The 18,391-nt window shown below is 73.9% G+C and carries 14 protein-coding genes; 6 read left to right on the forward strand and 8 right to left on the reverse strand.

The window, feature by feature from the left end; translation table 11 throughout:
- The first annotated feature begins 33 nt into the window (after window positions 1–33).
- Window positions 34–2,625, forward strand: coding sequence for an aminopeptidase N (gene pepN, locus EES41_RS13570; RefSeq protein WP_123078369.1), 2,592 nt, complete (start codon window positions 34–36; stop codon window positions 2,623–2,625).
- Window positions 2,626–2,718: 93 nt separating this feature from the next.
- On the opposite strand, the gene EES41_RS13575 is transcribed toward pepN, so the two are convergent.
- The 4 genes from EES41_RS13575 to EES41_RS13590 form a co-directional block, all read right to left on the reverse strand.
- The gene (locus EES41_RS13575) at window positions 2,719–3,633 is read right to left on the reverse strand and encodes a LysR family transcriptional regulator (RefSeq protein WP_123082432.1); all 915 of its coding nucleotides are present in this window, start codon (window positions 3,631–3,633) and stop codon (window positions 2,719–2,721) included.
- Window positions 3,634–3,643: 10 nt separating this feature from the next.
- Window positions 3,644–4,612 carry a DMT family transporter gene (locus EES41_RS13580; RefSeq protein ID WP_123078371.1) on the reverse strand — a complete coding sequence of 323 codons (969 nt, stop codon included), beginning with the start codon at window positions 4,610–4,612 and terminating at the stop codon, window positions 3,644–3,646.
- Between the two features lie 44 nt (window positions 4,613–4,656).
- A complete protein-coding gene (locus tag EES41_RS13585; protein ID WP_123078373.1) occupies window positions 4,657–5,607 on the reverse strand; it encodes an EamA family transporter in 951 nt (316 codons plus the stop codon).
- Between the two features lie 61 nt (window positions 5,608–5,668).
- Complete coding sequence (locus tag EES41_RS13590; protein ID WP_123078375.1) at window positions 5,669–7,018, reverse strand: MFS transporter; 1,350 nt, start codon at window positions 7,016–7,018, stop codon at window positions 5,669–5,671.
- A gap of 105 nt (window positions 7,019–7,123) precedes the next feature.
- On the opposite strand from EES41_RS13590, the gene EES41_RS13595 reads away from it, so the two are divergent.
- Window positions 7,124–7,621: a MarR family winged helix-turn-helix transcriptional regulator gene (locus EES41_RS13595; protein ID WP_123078377.1), complete on the forward strand. Its 498-nt coding sequence runs from the start codon at window positions 7,124–7,126 to the stop codon at window positions 7,619–7,621.
- A gap of 114 nt (window positions 7,622–7,735) precedes the next feature.
- Here the strand turns inward: EES41_RS13595 and EES41_RS13600 are convergent, their stop codons facing one another.
- The 3 genes from EES41_RS13600 to EES41_RS13610 form a co-directional block, all read right to left on the reverse strand.
- A complete protein-coding gene (locus tag EES41_RS13600) occupies window positions 7,736–7,975 on the reverse strand; it encodes a hypothetical protein (protein ID WP_123078379.1) in 240 nt (79 codons plus the stop codon).
- 20 nt (window positions 7,976–7,995) lie between these two features.
- On the reverse strand, window positions 7,996–9,996 hold the full coding sequence (locus EES41_RS13605; protein WP_123078381.1) for a 4-alpha-glucanotransferase: 2,001 nt from the start codon (window positions 9,994–9,996) through the stop codon (window positions 7,996–7,998).
- Between the two features lie 67 nt (window positions 9,997–10,063).
- The gene (locus EES41_RS13610) at window positions 10,064–10,300 is read right to left on the reverse strand and encodes a hypothetical protein (RefSeq protein ID WP_123078383.1); all 237 of its coding nucleotides are present in this window, start codon (window positions 10,298–10,300) and stop codon (window positions 10,064–10,066) included.
- Between the two features lie 199 nt (window positions 10,301–10,499).
- On the opposite strand from EES41_RS13610, the gene EES41_RS13615 reads away from it, so the two are divergent.
- The gene (locus EES41_RS13615; protein WP_254211427.1) at window positions 10,500–13,550 is read left to right on the forward strand and encodes a beta-N-acetylglucosaminidase domain-containing protein; all 3,051 of its coding nucleotides are present in this window, start codon (window positions 10,500–10,502) and stop codon (window positions 13,548–13,550) included.
- A 127-nt stretch (window positions 13,551–13,677) separates the two neighbouring features.
- Here the strand turns inward: EES41_RS13615 and EES41_RS13620 are convergent, their stop codons facing one another.
- Window positions 13,678–14,214 (reverse strand): HNH endonuclease, encoded by a 537-nt coding sequence (locus tag EES41_RS13620; RefSeq protein WP_008743943.1) that lies wholly within the window; start codon window positions 14,212–14,214, stop codon window positions 13,678–13,680.
- Between the two features lie 272 nt (window positions 14,215–14,486).
- Between EES41_RS13620 and EES41_RS13625 the strand changes: the two genes are divergently transcribed.
- The 3 genes from EES41_RS13625 to EES41_RS13635 all read left to right on the forward strand — a co-directional run bounded on the left by EES41_RS13625 (window position 14,487) and on the right by EES41_RS13635 (window position 18,386).
- Window positions 14,487–15,560, forward strand: a complete 1,074-nt coding sequence (locus EES41_RS13625; protein WP_164495827.1) for a mechanosensitive ion channel family protein — start codon at window positions 14,487–14,489, stop codon at window positions 15,558–15,560.
- A 138-nt stretch (window positions 15,561–15,698) separates the two neighbouring features.
- Window positions 15,699–16,964: an ROK family transcriptional regulator gene (locus tag EES41_RS13630; RefSeq protein ID WP_123078389.1), complete on the forward strand. Its 1,266-nt coding sequence runs from the start codon at window positions 15,699–15,701 to the stop codon at window positions 16,962–16,964.
- An 87-nt stretch (window positions 16,965–17,051) separates the two neighbouring features.
- Window positions 17,052–18,386, forward strand: coding sequence for an ABC transporter substrate-binding protein (locus tag EES41_RS13635; protein ID WP_123078391.1), 1,335 nt, complete (start codon window positions 17,052–17,054; stop codon window positions 18,384–18,386).
- Window positions 18,387–18,391: the final 5 nt, after the last annotated feature.

Below are 18,391 nucleotides of genomic sequence, written 5' to 3' on the forward strand. Positions count from 1 at the left end.
CGGGGCAACGTCACCATCGAAGGAGATGACCGCGTGCCTGGCACGAATCTCACCCGTGAAGAGGCTCAGCAGCGGGCGAAGCTGCTCACCGTCGACTCGTACGAGGTCGAACTCGATCTCAGCGCGGCGCAGGAGGGCGGAACGTTCCCCTCTGTCACCACCGTGCGCTTCCAGTCGGCCGAGGCGGGTGCCGGGACCTTCATCGACCTGGTCGCGCCGGCCGTCCACGAGGTCGTCCTGAACGGCGCGTTTCTGGACGTGGCCGCCGTCTTCCGGGACTCCCGGATCGCGCTGGACCACCTCGCGGCCGGGGCCAACGAGCTCCGGGTCGTCGCGGACTGCGCGTACACCAACAGCGGTGAGGGCCTGCACCGATTCGTCGACCCGGTCGACGAGCAGGCCTACCTGTACACCCAGTTCGAGGTGCCGGACGCGCGGCGGGTCTTCGCCAGCTTCGAGCAGCCCGACCTGAAGGCGACGTTCCAGTTCACCGTGACGGCCCCCGAGGGCTGGAAGGTGATCTCGAACTCCCCGACCCCGAAGCCCGAGGACGTCAAGGACAGCGTCTGGCGCTTCGAGCCGACCCCGCGCATCTCCACGTACATCACCGCGCTGATCGTCGGCCCGTACCACGAGGTGCACAGCTCGTACGAGGGCCCGGACGGGCAGTCCGTGCCGCTCGGCATCTACTGCCGGCCCTCGCTCGCCGAGTTCCTCGACGCGGACGCGATCTTCGACGTGACCCGGCAGGGCTTCGACTGGTTCCAGGAGCAGTTCGCCTACGCCTACCCGTTCGCGAAGTACGACCAGCTCTTCGTCCCGGAGTTCAACGCGGGCGCGATGGAGAACGCGGGCGCGGTCACCTTCCGCGACCAGTACGTCTTCCGCTCGAAGGTGACGGACGCGGCGTACGAGACGCGCGCCGAGACGATCCTCCACGAGCTCGCCCACATGTGGTTCGGCGACCTCGTCACCATGGAGTGGTGGAACGACCTGTGGCTGAACGAGTCGTTCGCCACCTACACCTCGATCGCGTGCATGGCGTACGCCGACGGCTCGCAGTGGCCGCACGCGTGGACCACGTTCGCCAACTCCCTCAAGACCTGGGCGTACCGGCAGGACCAGCTGCCGTCCACGCACCCGATCATGGCGGACATCCGTGACCTAGAAGACGTCATGGTCAACTTCGACGGGATCACGTACGCCAAGGGCGCCTCGGTGCTCAAGCAGCTCGTCGCCTACGTCGGCACGGACGCCTTCTTCAAGGGCGTGCAGGCGTACTTCAAGGCGCACGCGTTCGGGAACACCCGGCTGTCCGACCTGCTCGGCGCCCTGGAGGAGACCTCCGGCCGCGACCTGACCACCTGGTCGAAGGCGTGGCTGGAGACCGCCGGCATCAACGTCCTGCGGCCGCGGATCGAGACCGACGCGAACGGGGTCATCACCTCCTTCGGCGTCCGCCAGGAGGCGCCGGCCCTGCCGGCCGGTGCCAAGGGCGAGGCGGTCCTGCGCCCGCACCGCATCGCGGTGGGCTTCTACTCCCTGGACGGGGCGACCGGCAAGCTGGTGCGCGAGCAGCGGGTGGAGCTCGACGTCGCGGCCGCCGAGCTGACGGACGTGCCCGAGCTGGCCGGGCTGCGCCGCCCGGACGTGGTGCTGCTGAACGACGACGACCTCTCGTACGCGAAGGTCCGCCTCGACGAGGAGTCCCTGGCCTTCGTCACCGGGCACCTCGGCGATTTCGAGGCCTCGCTGCCGCGCGCGCTGTGCTGGGCCTCGGCCTGGGACATGACCCGCGACGGCGAGCTCGCGACCCGCGACTACCTCGCGCTGGTGCTGTCCGGCATCGGCAAGGAGTCCGACATCGGCGTGGTCCAGTCCCTGCACCGCCAGGTGAAGCTGGCCATCGAGCTGTACGGGGACCCGCAGTGGCGCGAGCGGGGTCTGGCCACCTGGACCGGGGCCACCCTGGAGCACCTGCGCGCGGCGGAGCCGGGCAGTGACCACCAGCTGGCGTGGGCCCGCGCCTTCGCGGCGACGGCCCGTACCGAGGAGCAGCTGGCCTACCTGTCGGGGCTGCTGGACGGCTCGGTCGTGATCGAGGGCCTGGTCGTCGACACCGAGCTGCGCTGGGCGTTCCTGGAGCGCCTGGCGGCGACCGGGGTCGCGGACGAGCCGGTCATCGCGGCCGAGCTGGAGCGGGACCCCACGGCGGCGGGCGAGCGCCACGCGGCCACCGCCCGGGCGGCGATCCCGACGGCCGGGGCAAAGGCCGCGGCGTGGTCCTCGATGGTGGAGGTCGGCGGGCTGCCCAACGCCGTGCAGGAGGCGGTGATCGGCGGCTTCGTGCAGACCGACCAGCGCGAGCTGCTGGCCCCCTACACCGAGAAGTACTTCGCGGTGGTCAAGGAGGTCTGGGACACCCGCAGCCACGAGATCGCCCAGCAGATCGCGGTGGGCCTGTACCCGGCGCTGCAGATCTCGCCGGCGACCCTGGAGGCGACGGACGCCTGGCTGGCCTCGGCCGAGCCGAACCCGTCCCTGCGCCGGCTGGTCTCGGAGTGCCGGGCGGGCATCGAGCGCGCCCTGAAGGCCCAGGCGGCGGACGCGGCCGCCGCTTCCTGACCCGGCCGCACGGCTGACACCACCGGTGCCCCGGTCCGCTTCGGCGGGCCGGGGCACCGGCGTTCCCGCGCGCCTACGGGGAAAGGGACGCGCCTACGAGGAACCGGCCGCCCGGAGCCGGGCCGCCTCGCGCAGCGCGTCGAGCACCCGCGCCACCGCCGGGGCGGCGTCCGCGCCGCGCCGGGTGGCGGCGATGACGTGGCGGACGGGACGGTCCCGGCCGAGGTCCCGGACGGTGACCCCGGTGGCCCGGCCGACGGCCATGCGGGGGATCAGGGCCACGCCCATGCCGGCCTCGACCAGCGCCAGGATCGCCGACCAGCCGGCGGCGGAGTGGGCCGGCTCCGGGACGAACCCGGCCGCCTCGCAGGCGCTGCGGGTGATCTGCGACCAGGGGCCGGAGCCGCCGTAGATCCAGGGCTCGCCGGACAGGTCCGCGAGGCGCAGCCGGGGCGACCGGGCGAGCGGGTGCTCCGGCGGCAGGGCCACGTCCAGGGGGTCCGCCAGCAGCGGGATGCGGGTGAAGCGGGGGTCACGGGCGGGCGGGGTGTGCGCCGCGAGGGAGAGCGCCAGGTCCACGGCCCCGGCGGAGAGCAGTTCGTACGACTCGGCGGCCTCGGTCTCCCGTACGCGGATCTCCACGCCGGGGTGGGTCAGCCGCAGGGCGGCCGCCGCCGGGACCACCAGCGCCGGGACGGCGGTGGAGAAGGCGCCGACCCGGACCTCCCCGGCCTCGCCCGCCAGATAGCCGGCGATCTCGGCGTCGGCCCGCTCCAGCTGCGCGAACACCGCTTCCGCGTGCCGCAGGACGAGGTGCGCGGCGTCGGTGAGGCGGACCCGGCGGCCCTGGGCCTCCAGCAGCGGGACGCCCAGCTGCCGGGCCAGGTTGGTCAGCTGCTGCGAAACGGCCGAGGGCGTCAGGTGCAGCGCCTCGGCCGTCGCGGTCACGGTGCCCTGTTCGGCCAGGGTCCGCAGGATCCGCAGCTTCTTGATGTCCCACTCGGTCATGGGACCGAACCTACCGGCGGGCACCCAGGCTCACGCCGGCGAGGATGAGCGCCATGCAGCCGAGTTCGGCCGGGCCGGTGCGCTCGCCGAGGAGCAGGAGGCCGAGGCCGGCGACGCAGACCGGCTGGAGGTAGTAGACGGCGCCGGCGCGGGCGGCGCCGATGACGGAGACGGCCTTGTTCCAGGCGAAGAAGGCAACGGCGGAGGACATGACGCCGACGTAGAGGAGCATGCCGCCGGTGCCCGGGGTGAGGGCGAAGCCGCCCTGGACGGTGACCGAGACGGCGTAGGCGGGAGCCAGCATCAGCGTGCCGAGCACGAAGGTGCTGAGCAGGAAGGCCAGTCCGCCGAGTTCGGCGGGCTTGCGCCTGAGGAGTGCGCTGTACGTGGCGAACGACAGGGCGGCGGCGAACATCCACAGGTCGCCGGCGGCGAAGTCGAGGCCCGGCGAGCCGTGTCCGACCAGCAGCAGCACCCCGAGGGCGGCGAGCAGCATTCCGAAGGTCCGCCGGGCGCCGAGGCGTTCGCCGCCGACGCGGGAGTAGAGCGCCATGACGACCGGGGAGGCGGCCATGATCATGCCCATGTTGGAGGCGGAGGTGGTCAGTCCGGCCTGGTGCACCAGCGTGTTGTAGAGGGCGACGCCGAACAGCGTGGCGAGGGCGGTGTAGCCGAGGTGGCGGCGGATCAGGGCCCGCTGCCGCCAGGCCTGGCGGGCGGCGAAGGGGGAGACGGCGACGGCGGCGATGACCCAGCGCCAGAAGACGGCCTGGACGGGCGGGACGGAGTCGGCCATGCCGCGGGTGGCGACGAAGCTGCCGGACCAGACCACCGTGGCGAGGAGGGCGAGGAGGACACCGACGCCGACCCCGGCCCCCTTCCCCGGAGCCCGCCGGGTCCGGGCCTGGGTCTGCGTCTGCTGGGTCTGCTGGGGCTGCTGCGGCTGCGTGCCGGCGCCGGCGCGGTCGATGACGGCCACGGTGCGTCTCCCCTCGGTTCCGGTGTGCGGATCGGTTCGCGGGGCTACCGTCGCACCGGCGAAGCACTGAGGTCCATCGAAATGTTTCGATCATTCCGTTCAGCAGGACTGAACGATCGGGCCACCTCCCGCGCCACCGGCGCCCGGCCGGCGAACAGCTGGCCCGCGACGGTGGCCCCGAAGGCGATCGCCATCCCGGCCAGCTGGACGGGTGACAGCGTCTGACCGAGCGCCGCCCAGCCGATGACGGCCGCGGTCAGCGGGGACAGCGGGCCGAGCAGGGTGACCGAGGTGGCGGTGAGCGCTCCGATGCCGCGGAACCAGAGCCAGTACGCGATCCCGGTGTTGATCAGCATCATGTACCCGTAGCCGAGGAAGGCCCTGCCGTCGAGGGCGGGCGGCGCCCCCTCGACGAGCGCGGCGACCGGGATGATGATCAGCCCGCCGGCGGTGAGCTGCCAGCCGGTCATGGCGAGCGGTCCGACGCCCGCCGGGCGGCCCCAGCGCTTGGTCATCACGGTGCCGGCGGCCATGGAGGCGGAGGAGATCACGCCGGCGACGAGACCGACCAGATCGAGCTCGGCGTCGGCGGTGAGCACCACCATGCTGACGCCGAACGCCCCGGTGACGGCGGCGAGCACGGTCTTCAGGCTCGCCCGCTCCCCCAGGACCAGCGCCGCCAGCCCGACGACGAACAGCGGTCCGGCGCTGCCCAGGACGGCGGCGACGCCGCCCGGCAGCCGGTACGCGGACAGGAACAGCAGCGGGAAGAAGGCCCCGATGTTCAGCGCGCCCAGGACCGCGGACTTCCACCACCAGGCGCCCTTGGGCAGCGTGCGGGAGAGGGCGACCAGCAGCAGCCCGGCGGGCAGGGCCCGCATCACCCCGGTGAACAGCGGGCGGTCGGGCGGCAGCAGCTCGCTGGCGACGGCGTAGGTCGAACCCCAGGAGATCGGGGCGAGGGCGGTCAGGGCGACGGTGGCGGAGCGGTTCACGGCAACTCCTCGTAGAGGGTGGGGGCGGCACCGGACGGTGTGGCCGAAGGGAAGCGCGGGCTCAGGCAGCGGTGGCGGCGGCGGTCGGCTCGACCCCGCGCGGGGCGGACCCGGCGACGACCGCCGCCGGCGGCTCCGCGTACACGGCCTCGGCCGGCAGGTGCCGCTCCAGCCGGAGCAGCGCAGCGGCGGCGCCGGTGGCGGCGACGGCGAGGACGGCCCAGGGCAGCCGCCCGTCCAGCGCGAGCAGTCCCGTGAAGAGGGACGGGGCGAGCGCGGTGGCCAGCGAGTAGGACAGCTGGTAGGTGGCGAGGTAGCGGCCGCGCACCGCCTCCGGGGCGGCGGAGACCGACAGGGCGCCGCCGGACGGGCTGTGCACCAGCTCGCCGAGGGTGTAGACGACCACGATGGCCAGCAGGGCGACCAGGGTCACGCTCTGCCCGGGGCGCAGCGTCCCGAGCACGATCTGGGCGACGAAGGCGGCGGCGAACAGCAGCGAGCCGAGGGCCGCGGAGCGGGTCCGGCGGGCTCCGGAGCGGCGCACCCGGCCCGCGACCAGGACGCCGATCCCGGCGCACAGCGCGGTGTTGACGGTGAAGGCGGCTCCGGTGAGGGAGTCGGGGCCGTGCAGCCAGGTGGCGATGTAGAGCGGGAAGAGCACCGAAAGGGCGGCGTAGCCCAGCGCGGTCAGGAAGTTGGCGGCGGTCAGGCCGAGGAAGGGCCGGTCGCGCAGCACCATCCGGTAGCCGGCGGCCGCCCGCTGGGCGGAGGCCGCCCCGGCGCCGCGCACCGGCCGGACCCGGCTGACGAGCAGTCCGGCGACGGCGAAGGCGAGCGCGTTGCCCCAGGCGGTGTGGGTGAACGCGCCGGTCCCCCAGAGGGCGAGGAGACCGGAGACGAGCAGGGCCCCGGCGCCCATTCCGGCGTTCTGCAGGGCGCGGAGCGAGGCCTGGAGCCGGTCACGGGCGGCGCCTCGGGCCACCTCGCCGATCAGGGACTGCTGCACGATCGGGAAGGACCGGTCGGCGAGCGCGGTGATCAGGGCGACGGCGGCGAAGGCGGGCAGCGAGCCGGCGAAGGGGTAGAGGGCGAAGCCGGCCGCGCGGACCGCGTACAGCGCCAGGTTGACCTTCTTGGCGCCGAACCGGTCGACGGCCGAGCCGGCGAGCGGCATGAACGCCAGTCCGATGAGGCCGGTCACGGTCAGGACCACGCCGACGAGGGCGAAGGAGAGGCCTGTGACGTGGTGGAAGAAGACGAGCGAGAAGGGGACGTACATGCCGATCCCGACCGCGCTGATCCCGGCGCCGAGGAGCAGGGAGCGCTCCCCCGCCACCCGCGTCTCCGGCGTCTTCGGCTCCCGCGCCTTCGTCCCCCGCGCCTTGGCCCTGGATTTCCTCGTCGTCGCCATCCGCTTCTCCCCCGAGTAGGTCGCTTGGAAGTAGCTTACTGCTAAGCTACTTTCCGTCAAGCAACTTTCTTGCGAACGACCGAAAGGAACCCGGATACTCAGCCCATGACCGACGCCAGCAAGGACGCAGTCGACGCGATCACCGCCCAGTGGCACGCGGTGCGCCCCGACCTGGACACGGACCCGATGGCGGTGTTCGGCCGGATCTACCGGATCGCCAAGGCCAACGGCGACGCGATGGAGGAGACGTACGGGCGCTACGGGATCTCCCGGGGCGAGTTCGACGTCGTCGCCACCCTGCGCCGCTCCGGCGCGCCCTACACCCTCTCGCCCCGCCAGCTCTCCGCCACGCTGATGCTCACCACGGGCGGGATGACGGGGCGCCTGGACAAGCTGGAGAAGGCCGGGCTGCTCTGCCGCAAGCCCGATCCGCACGACCGGCGCGGCCTCCAGGTGACGATCACCGAGCGCGGGCTGGCCCTCATCGACGAGGCCGTCACGGCCGGGCTGGTGACCCAGCGGGACGCGCTCGCCGGACTGGCCGAGGACGAGGTCGAGACGCTCACCGGCCTGCTGCGCAAACTGCTGTCCGGCATGCCGTAGCAGCCGGACGCAACAAGGCGCCGGAGGTCCGCGAGAGAGCCGATGCACATCGGCCCGCGGACCCCCGGCGCCCCGGAAGTCTTAAGAGCTGACCAGGTCAGGTCAGCTCGGTCGTCACTTGGCGGTCTGCTGCTTGTGCGACTTGTCGCCGACCATCACCAGGCCCGCGATGATCAGGAACAGCGCGATCGGCAGGCACACGAACAGGCCGACCGTTTCGGCGATGCTCAGGCCCGTGCCCGGGTCGTCACCGTCGTCGCGGGTCAGCGCCAGGGCGGGAGACGTCATCAGCAGCATCATCAGCGTCGATCCGGCCGTGACGGCGCCGGCGCGCAGAGCGTTCTTCTTGTCCACGGTGCAAACGTAGCGAACACCTAAACGGGGCGCGCGCCCGGGGGTGCCGTACGGGTGCGCACGCCCTCCCGTACGGCGCTCAGCAGGGCGTTCGCGCGGGGAGAGGCCGTCAGCGCCTCCAGCGTCAGCGGCCGGCCCCCGTCATCGGCGACCGGCAGCCGCCAGTTGGGGTACTGGTCCCAGGTCCCCGGCAGGTTCTGCGGCCGCCGGTCGCCCACGGCGTCCGGCAGCCACACCCCGACCAGTCGCGCCGGAGTGCGCAGCAGGAACCCGTACAGGGCCCGTACGGCGGCCTCCTCGCCCTTCGTGTCCAGGCCGAGGCCGTCCAGCACCTCCAGCCACTCGGCGGTGTCGGCGGCGTCCTCGGCCCGCTCCGCCTCCGCCGGGCGGGTCAGCAGGCCCAGCCGGTCGCGCAGTTCCACGTGCCCCCCGGCCAGCTTGGCGGCCGTCGGCGGCAGATCGTGGGTGGTGACGGTGGCCAGGCAGTCCGCCCGCCAGGCCCCGGGGGCCAGCGGGCCGCCGGAGCCGGACCAGTCCCGCTCGAACCACAGCACCGAGGTGCCGAGCACCCCGCGCCGCGCCAGCGCCTCGCGGACCCGCGGCTCCACGGTCCCGAGGTCCTCCCCGATGACCAGCGCCCCGGCCCGGTGGGCCTCCAGCACCAGCACCGCGAGCATCGCCTCCCCGTCGTAGGAGACGTACGTGCCCTCGGCGGGCAGCGCCTCCCGGGGGATCCACCAGAGCCGGAACAGGCCCATGACATGGTCGATGCGCAGCGCGCCCGCGTACCGGAACACCCCGCGCAGCAGGGCCCGGAAGGGCTCGTACGCCGCCTCCTCCAGCCGGTCGGGCCGCCAGGGCGGCAGCCCCCAGTCCTGGCCGCGCGCGTTGAAGGCGTCCGGCGGGGCGCCGACCGAGGCGTCCCCGGCGTAGTGCGGCGTGCCGGAGGCGTCGGAGCCCTGCGGGTGCACCCCGACGGCCAGGTCGTGCACGATGCCGACCGTCATGCCGGCCTCCCGCGCGGCCCGCTGGGCGGCGGCGAGCTGGGCTTCCGTCAGCCAGACCAGCCAGCGGTGGAAGTCCCGCCGCTCCTTGGGGTCCTCCCCGGCGTGCGCGGCGCACCAGGCGGCGTGGACGTCCAGCGGATCGCCCTGCTCCGCGCGGAACGCCGCGTAGGCGGCCTCCCGTTCGGGGGTGCGCGGGACGGCGTACAGCAGTTCCAGGGCCTGCCGCTTGAGCTCCCAGACGGCGTCCCGGTCGATCAGCGCGCCCTTCTCCAGGACCTGGCGGCGCAGTTCCCCGCCCCGGGCGGCGAGCCCGTCGAGGGCCCGGCGGCCGGGGCAGTCGGCGTACTCGGGGACGTCCTCGATCCGCAGGTACACCGGGTCCGGGAAGCGCCGCGAGGACGGCCGGTACGGGGAGGGGTCGGTCGGGCTCCCGGGCACGGCCGCGTGCAGCGGGTTGACCTGGATGAACCCGGCGCCGTGGGTGCGGCCGGCCCAGCGGGCGAGGTCCGCGAGGTCGCCGAGGTCGCCCATGCCCCAGGAGCGTTCGGACAGCAGGGAGTACAGCTGGACGAGCAGCCCGTGGGCCCGCGCGGGCGCGGCCGGGGCTCGCGGCGGGGCCACGATCAGGGCGGCCCGTCCGGTCCGCCCGTCGGGGGCCTCGGCGGTGAGCCGGTGGACCCCGAGGGGCAGTTCGGGACCCCACGCGAGTTCCTCGCCCGTCTCCTCCGCGGCGACCCGCACCCGGGTGCCCGGCGGCAGCCCGGCCGGCTCGGGCGGCACGGGTTCCCCCTGCCAGAGCACCACCGTCCGCGGCAGCAGCCGCCCGGCCGCCTCCCGTACGGCGTCGGCGGCCTGCGCCCGGACGCTCTCCGCGTCGTCGGTGATGACCCCCAGCAGCCCGAGGACCGCCTTGACGGTGGCCTCCGGCACCGGAACGGTGACGTCCGCGGCGGGCTGGAAGGCGGTGGCCACGCCGTGCAGGGCCGCGAGCCGGGCCAGGTCGTCCATCTGCATCCCTCTCCGTATCTGACTGTCGGGCCGTCAGGCCCCCGGCCCGTACGGCGCTCTGGCTTCGGGCTGGTCAGTCCCCCGCGGCGGCCGCCGCGGCGGAGGTGGTCGGCTCGCTCGTCAGCGGGGCCGCGTCGGCGAGCGGCGGCTCGCTGGTCAACGGCGCGTGCCCGGAGCCGGCGAGCGGGGGTTCGCTCGTGAGCGGCCCGTCCGGGGACTCCCCCTGAACGGGCAGGTGGGCGAGCGGGGCGGGGCCCCGCGCGAGGCGGGCGCGGGCGGTCACCGGGGCGGCGTTCCTGAGGGCGTTCATGACGGCACTCCTTCGTGCGGATCGTCGGACGTGCCCATGCAACACCCCGGATGAATACCGCAGCCATACCCAGTCAAGGGGCGTGCATTCCTGGCGTATACCGGTCAGATCACCCTCTCGCATTGACACTCCAGCCGCACGGGTGGTGGGCTCGGGCTCATCAGTACGAGCGGGTGACGACTCGCGACGGGGAGGCTCGGTGCAGCTCAGGGGCAGGAAACGGACCACGGCCGTGGCCGTGGCCGTCATCGGCACGCTGCTCGGCGGCGGGGCGATCGCGACACATCCGGAGTCATTCGGATGGCCGACGGCGCCGGTGCCGCCGGCGAAGGACCCGGCCGCCGCGCCGGCCGCCGGGAGCGCGCCCGGCGCCGCCACCGGGACCTCCGGGGCCTCCTCGGCGCTCGCCCCCACCGGCATGTCGCCGGGTGCCCCCATACCGCAGGCCGCCGACGGCTCCCCTCCCGTGTGGCCGCGGCCGCAGTCGATGGCCGCCGATCCCAAGCGCGCGGTGCCGCTGGGCAGCGAGGCCGTGCTGGTGCTGCCCGCCGACGCCGACCCGGACGCCGCCCAGGTGGTACGGACGGCCCTGCGCGAGGCGGGCGTACGGACCCTGCGCGAGGTGCGGCCGGGGGCTGCGCTGCCCGAACGGGGCACCGTCGTACGCCTCCAGGGCCCCGACGCGGAGCGGGCCCTGCGGGAGCTGGGCGCGGCCGAGGCCGGCGACCTGCCGGCCGGCGGCTACCGGCTGGCCGTGGGCCGCACCGGCGGCCGGGACACCGTCGCGCTGGCGGGCGTGGGCGAGGACGGGCCGTTCCACGCGGCGCAGACCCTGCGTCAGGTGCTGGCCGGCGGCAAGGGGAAGATCCCCGGGGTGCTGGTGCGGGACTGGGCGATCGCCCCGGTGCGCGGGATCACCGAGGGGTTCTACGGGCAGCAGTGGACCCGGGAACAGCGGCTCGCGCAGCTGGATTTCATGGGCCGCACCAAGCAGAACCGGATGCTGCTCGCACCGGGCGACGACACCTACCGGACGACGGGCTGGCGCGAGGAGTACCCGCAGGAGCGGCAGGACGAGTTCCGGGCGCTGGCCGAACGGGCCCGCGCCAACAAGGTGGTGCTCGGCTGGGCGGTGTCCCCCGGGCAGTCGATGTGCCTGGCCTCGGCCTCCGACCGGGAGGCGCTCGCCCGCAAGGTGGACGCCATGTGGGACCTGGGCTTCCGGGCGTTCCAGCTGCAGTTCCAGGACGTCAGCTACACGGAGTGGGGCTGCCGGGCGGACCGGGTGCGGTACGGGACGGGCCCGCAGGCGGCCGCGAAGGCGCACGCGGAGGTCGCGGGCGAGCTGGCGGCCCGCCTGGCGGAGCGGCACCCGGGCGCGGCCCCGCTGTCGCTGCTGCCCACCGAGTACTACCAGGACGGCGCCACCGCCTACCGGACGGCCCTGGCGGGCCGGCTGGACGGGCGGGTGGAGGTGGCCTGGACGGGCGTGGGCGTGGTGCCGCGCACCATCACCGGCAAGGAACTGGCCGGGGCGCGGGCGGCGTTCGGGCATCCGATGGTCACCATGGACAACTACCCGGTGAACGACTGGGAGCCGGGCCGGATCTTCCTCGGCCCGTACGTCGGGCGGGATCCGGCGGTGGCGGGCGGTTCGGCGGGGATGCTCGCCAACGCCATGCAGCAGGGCACGCTGTCGCGGATCCCGCTGTTCACGGCGGCGGACTACTCCTGGAACCCGCGCGGCTACCGGCCCGGGGAGTCCTGGGCGGCGGCGGTCGCGGAGCTGGCGGGGCCGGACGCCCGGGCCCGGGAGGCCCTGGGCGCGCTGGCCGGGAACACGGCGTCCTCGGGTCTGAAGCAGGAGGAGTCGGCGTACCTGAAGCCGCTGATGGAGGAGTTCTGGCGGACCCGGGGCTCCGGCGACGCGGCGAAGGCGGCCGCGGAGCGGCTGCGCGGGGCCTTCACCGTCCTGCGGGAGGCCCCGGAGCGGCTGGCGTACCTGGCGGGCGAGAACGGCGAGGCGGGCCCCTGGCTGGACCGGCTGGCCCGGTACGGGGCGGCGGGCGAACTGGCCGTCGACGTCCTGCAGTCGCAGTCCCGCGGCGACGGGGCGGCGGCCTGGAAGTCCTCGCGGGCCCTGGCCGAGGCCCGCGCGGCGCTGTCGGAGCCGGGCGACGCCCGGGTGGACACGGCGGTGCTGGATCCGTTCCTTCAGAAGGCGGTGGCCGAGGCGGACGCGTGGACGGGCGCTTCCGCGCGGGTCGGCACGGTCGTGAAGCTGCCCGGCGTCTGGGCGGTCGAGCTGGACACGGCGCGGCCGCTGTCGGCCGTGACCGTGATGACGGACCCGCTGCCGGCGGGGACCCGGGGCGCGATCGTGGAAGCGCGGGTTCCGGGCGAGGGCTGGCGGAAGATCGCCGACGCCTCGGCGTCCGGGTGGACCCAGGCGGACGCGGCGGGGGTACGGGCGGACGCGGTCCGGCTTGCGTGGTCGGGTCCGGCGCCGGAGGTACGGGGCGTCGTGCCGTGGTTCGCGGACGGGCCGCAGGCGCGGTTCGAGCTGTCCGACGGGGGCCGCGTGGACGCGGAGATCGGCGGGGCCCCGAAGCGGGTGACGGCCGAGCTGTCGGGGCTGCGGGCCGGCGAGGTCCGCGGCCCGCTGGCGGCGGCGCCGCCGAAGGGGGTCGAGGTGCGGCTGCCGTCGGAGGCGACGGCGCCGCGCGGCACCCGGGTCTCGGTCCCGGTGGAGGTCACGATCCCGGCGTCGACGCCGGCGGGGGTGTACTCGGTCCCGGTGACGTTCGCCGGGGAGTCCCGGATGCTCACGGTCCGGGCGGTGCCGAAGACGGGCGGGCCGGACCTGCTGCGGACGGCGCGGGCCACGTCCTCGGGCGACGAGGCCCCGCAGTTCCCGGCGTCGGCGGTGGTGGACGGCTCCGACAGCACCCGCTGGTCGTCCCCGGCGGTGGACGGCGCGTGGTGGCAGGCCGAGCTGGCGGCGCCGGCCCGGGTGGGGCTGCTGACCCTGCACTGGCAGGACGCGTACCCGTCCGCCTACCGCGTGGAAACGTCCTCGGACGGGATCACCTGGCGCCCGGCGGTCACCGTCTCGGCCTCCCGCGGCGGCAAGGAATCCCTGCGCATGGACGCCCCGGACACCCGCTTCCTCCGCGTCACCTGCACCACTCGCGCCACCCGCTTCGGCTGCAGCCTCTGGTCCGCGACGGCGCAGGCGGTAACCCCGTAACCCGGCGCATCCAGCCCCGCCGGCGTTTGAGGCGCGGGCTGGTGCGGAGCCCCGGGGAACCCGGCGTCGCCGGGCAGGGGCTCCGCCCGGCGACGCCGCCGCAGGACGTCGGGGGACACCGGCGGAGCTACGAGGCGGCGACGCCGATGCGGTCCAGCGCGTCCTCCGCCCCGTACGGCTGGAGGTAAGGCATCCAGCGCGGGTCCCGGTGCCCCGTGCCGATGATCCGCCACGCCAGCCCCGACGGCGGAGCCGGCTGGTGCCGCAGGCGCCACCCCAGTTCCAGCAGGTGCCGGTCGGCCTTGACGTGGTTGCACCGCCGGCACGCCGCGACGACGTTGTCCCACGCGTGCTGCCCACCCCGGCTGCGCGGGATCACGTGGTCGACGCTGGTGGCGACCCCGCCGCAGTACATGCAGCGGCCGCCGTCCCGCGCGAACAACGCGCGCCTGGTGAGCGGAACGGGCCCCCGGTAGGGGACCCGCACGAAGCGCTTGAGCCGGACCACGCTGGGCGCGGGGACGGCTCTCGTCGCGCTGTGCAGAAAGGCGCCGGATTCCTCCAGGGAGACCGCTTTGTTCTCCAGGACGAGGACGAGCGCGCGGCGGAGCGGTACGACGCCGAGAGGCTCGTACGACGCGTTGAGGACCAGGACGTGCGGCACGGACTGCCTCCTTGTACGCCGGCGGCGCGTGGCTCGCGCCGGGACGATCTGCTCTCCAGTCTCTCCTTACGGCTGGTCGAAGCGCCACCACGCGCCCGTAACGGGTCGGAGGTGTTTTCAACCACACCCCACTTCATCCCCAGGTGAATCCCGTCTCTCCCTCGAACAAGCGGAACGCCAGGCACCGGAGTCAGGGCAATGCCCCGTTAGTGTGGATGTTCTGCCCGCACCCCCGTTCCGTCGGCAGACCGCTATACCTGGAGGTACCCGTCGTGCCCTGGCCCGCCGCCCCCCTGCTCCCGCTCGCCTCCGAGATCCCGGACGCCGCCGAAGCCCAGCAGAGCGTGACCAACGCCGCGAGCTTCATCGAGGAGAACTGGGCCACCTGGCTGAGCATCGGCCTGAAGATCCTCCTGATCATCGTGATCGCGGCCGCGCTCCGTTCGGTGGTCCGCAAGGCGCTGACCAGGCTGATAACCCGGATGAACAGCAGCGCGGAGGCCGTCGAGGGCACCGCGCTCGGCGGGCTGCTGGTCAACGCGGAACGCCGCCGCCAGCGCTCGGAGGCGATCGGCTCGGTCCTGCGGTCGGTGGCGTCCTTCCTGATCCTCGGCACGGCCGCGCTGATGGTCCTCGGCGCCCTCAAGATCGACCTGGCCCCGCTGCTCGCGAGCGCGGGTGTGGCCGGTGTCGCGATCGGTTTCGGCGCCCGGAACCTGGTGACGGACTTCCTGTCCGGCGTCTTCATGATCATGGAGGACCAGTACGGCGTCGGCGACAAGATCGACGCGGGCGTGGCCTCCGGCGAGGTCATCGAGGTCGGTCTGCGCGTGACCAAGCTGCGCGGCGACAACGGCGAGATCTGGTACGTCCGCAACGGCGAGATCAAGCGGATCGGCAACCTCAGCCAGGGCTGGGCCACGGCCGGCGTGGACGTGCAGGTCAAGCCCACGGAGAACCTGGCCCACATCCGCGAGGTCGTCCAGCGGGTCGCCGAAGGCCTGGCGAAGGACACCCCGTGGGACGAGCGCCTGTGGGGCCCGGTCGAGGTGCTGGGCCTGGACGAGGTGCTGCTGGCCTCGATGACGGTGAAGGTGTCGGCGAAGACGATGCCGGGCCAGCAGTTCGCCGTGGAGCGCGAGCTGCGCTGGCGGATCAAGGAGGCCTTCGACGCCGCCGGCATCCGGATCATCGGCGGCGTGGCCCCGGCCGACGAGGAGGGCGAGGCCCCGGCGGACCCTTCGGCGGCCGTCTCCGCCCCGTCCGCGCTGGCGAACCCGACGTCCCCGCAGTCCCTGGCGACCGCCCCGATCCCGGCCCCGAGCACCCCCCGCATCACCAAGTAGCCCGCCCGCCCCGCCCGCGCCCGGTGCGCGGGATCCGCCGCCCCGCAGGTCATTCCTGCGGGGCGGTTCCATTGACAGGGCCCGAACGCCGATAGGAAACTTACCTAACAATTCACCTCGGTGAGGGAGAGAAGCGTCATGCCCGCAGCCACACCCGGAACGCCCAGCCTGCTGCGCGCCATGAACGACCGGGCCGCGCTGGAGCTCCTGCTCACCCACGGCCCGCTGTCCCGGACCAGGATCGGGCACCTGACCGGGCTGTCCAAGCCCACCGCCTCCCAGCTGCTGGCCCGCCTGGAGGACGCCGGACTGGTCGTGGCCACCGGCACCGACGGCGGCCGGCCCGGACCGAGCGCCCAGCTGTACGCGCTCAACCCGCGCGCCGCCCACGTCGGCGGTCTCGACGTCACCCCCGAGCGGGTACTCGCCGCCGTCGCCGACCTCACCGGCGCGGTGGTCGGCAGCTTCGAGCTGCCGTACACCGAGGGTGCCGGGGCCGTGGACCAGGTCACCGAGGCGCTCGGCGAGGCCGTCAAGGCCGCCGGACTGCAGCGCTCCGACCTGCACCGCCTGGTGATCGCCACCCCGGGCGCCTTCGACCCGCAGACCGGCCGGCTGCGCTACGCGAGCCACCTCCCCGGCTGGCACTCCCCCACCCTCCTCGACGAACTGGCGGCGGCGCTGCCGATGCCGGTGGAGTACGAGAACGACGTGAACCTCGCCGCGATCGCCGAGCAGCGGCTCGGCGCGGCCCACGGCCACGAGGACTTCGTCCTGCTCTGGAACGAGGAGGGCCTCGGCGCCGCCCTGGTGCTCGGCGGCCGGCTGCACCGCGGCTGGACCGGCGGCGCGGGCGAGGTGGGATTCCTGCCGGTGCCGGGCCACCCCCTGGTCCGGCAGGTCACCCGGGCCAACACGGGCGGCTACCAGGAGCTGGCCGGCGTACAGGTACTGCCGCGGCTCGCCGCCGAACTGGGCATCGAGGCCACGCCCGACGGGACGCCCGACGCCACGCCCGACGCACCGCACGGGCCGCACGGGCCGCACGCACCGCACGGGCCGCACGGGCCGCTGGTCGCCGAGGCCGTCGCGCTGCTGCGGCGGGCCGCCGCCGAGCCCGAAGGGCCGTACCTGCGCTTCCTCCAGTCGTACGCCACGGTCCTCGCGACCGGTCTGGCCTCGCTGGTCGCCGTACTGGACCCGGAGGTCGTGGTCCTGTCCGGGGCCGTGATCGCCGCGGGCGGCGATCCGCTGCGCGCGCTGCTGGAGGCCGAGCTCGCCGAACTGGCGCCCGCCCGGCCGCGCCTGGTCACGGGCCAGGTGCGCGAGCGGCCGGTGCTGCGCGGCGCGCTGGAGAGCGCCCTCGCCGCCACCCGCGAGGAAGTCTTCGACACCTCCCGCTGAACCACCCGTAGATGCCCCACCCCCACACCGGCACCCCCGCACTGACACCCTCCCCGGAAGTTCCTCCCGCAGAGAGCGAGCACCGCCATGCCCGGAATCGGACGTCTGACCCCCGCGGCCACCCTCCTGGCCGCGTTATCCGTCCTCGTCACCGCCTGCACCGGCCAGAGCGGCGCCGAGGCCGCCGCCGACCCGAAGGCCGACGTCACCCTCAACTTCTGGCACGGCTGGGCCGCGCCGAGCGAGGTCAAGGCCATCGAGGAGAACATCGCCCGGTTCGAGAAGGCCCACCCGAACATCAAGGTCAAGGTCACCGGCAACATGACCGACGCCAAGATCAACCAGGCGCTCCGGGCGGGCGGCGAGAAGGCCCCCGACGTGGTCTCCTCCTTCACCACCGACAGCGTCGGCAAGTTCTGCAACTCCCGCGTCTTCGCCGACCTGAACCCCTTCCTCCAGAAGTCCGGGATCGACAAGACGAAGGTCTTCCCCAAGACGCTGCTGGAGTACACCCAGTTCAACGGCAACCAGTGCACGCTGCCGCTGCTGAACGACGCGTACGGGCTCGTCTACAACAAGGACGCCTTCAAGGCGGCCGGCATCACCGAACCGCCCAAGACCTGGGACCAGTTCGCCGAGGCGGCGCGGAAACTGACCAAGACCAGCGGGGACTCGTACGAGCAACTGGGCGTCATGCCCACCTTCCACGGCTACGAGACCACCCCCATGCGCCTCGCCGCGCAGTGGAGCCCGGCGTACTTCACCGCCGACGGCAAGTCCAACCTGGCCAAGGACCCGGCCTTCGCGAAGATGCTGACCGCCCAGAAGGACCTGGTGGCCGAGCTCGGCGGCTACCAGAAGCTGGAGAAGTTCCGCAGCACCTTCGGCGACGAGTGGAGCACCGACCACCCCTTCCACAAGGGCCTGGTCGCCATGCAGATCGACGGCGAGTGGCGGGCCGCCATGGCCAAGGAGGGCGGGGCCTCCTTCGAGATCGGCACGGCGCCGCTGCCCGTGCCGGACGACCAGGTCGAGGACTACGGCAAGGGCTACCTCTCCGGCACGATCATGGGCATCGCCGCCGGGAGCAAGAAGCAGAACGCGGCCTGGGAGCTGGTCAAGTACATGACCACCGACACGGCGGCGGTCGTGGCCTTCGCCAACTCCATCCACAACGTGCCCTCCACCCTGGAGGCCCTGGAATCCCCGGACCTCCAGGTGAGCCCGGAGTTCAAGACCTTCCTCGACATCGCCCGGCACCCGAAGTCGAACACCACCCCGGCCCAGGCCGACGGCGGCACCTACCAGCTGACCTTCCAGGACTTCGCGTACGCCGTCGAGAAGGGCGGCGTGAGCGACCTGCCCGCCGGGCTCGCCAGGCTCGACCAGCAGATCGACACGGACATCGCGAAGGCGAAGTAGCCCCG

Source organism: Streptomyces sp. ADI95-16 (assembly GCF_003721495.1).
Lineage (GTDB): Bacteria > Actinomycetota > Actinomycetes > Streptomycetales > Streptomycetaceae > Streptomyces > Streptomyces goshikiensis.